General features: G+C 75.1%; 1 pseudogene. It reads right to left on the reverse strand.

Annotated features, from left to right (window positions below):
• Positions 1–550: pseudogene (locus D7Y13_RS42120) on the reverse strand (hypothetical protein); the annotation flags it as partial.

Raw genomic sequence — 550 nt, forward strand, 5'->3', positions numbered from 1 at the left:
GCACGGTCCCCACCACGCCCCGGAAGCCCTCCTCCCATTGGAAGTCCGGCGTCACGTCCGTGGCGCGCTCCTCGGGCGTGCACGCGCCCTCTCCCAGGAAGCACCACCGCTCCACGTCTCCAGGCGCTCGCACGGCATCGTCGGGCAGGAAGCCGTCCGGCGTGGGCAGCCCCGTGGTGTCCAACGTGAGGCGCTGTGCGAACCCCAGCCGGTACGCGCCCACCAGCACCGAGGCACGCGTCCCCGTCCACTGCCCGTGGACCTTGGGCACGACCACCGCCACGCCGGGAGCCTCCGCCACGAGCGCTCGCGTCCGCGCATCCCGGTGCACCGCGCCCAACCTCCGCCGCGTCAGTGACGTGAGCAGCCCCACCCGCCAGCCCTCCGGCCCCGCCATGCGCACCTGGAGCGCCAGCGGTGGAAGCACCGGATCCGAAACAGCGAACGCCGTCAGCAGCCGCGCATCCCCCGACACCCGCTCCGGGGCCGCCTGCCGGAGGAACGGCGCCCACCGCCGACGCTCCTCTCCCGTCAGCGCCGCCCCCCGTCC

It is taken from the genome of Corallococcus praedator, assembly GCF_003612125.1.
GTDB lineage: Bacteria > Myxococcota > Myxococcia > Myxococcales > Myxococcaceae > Corallococcus > Corallococcus praedator.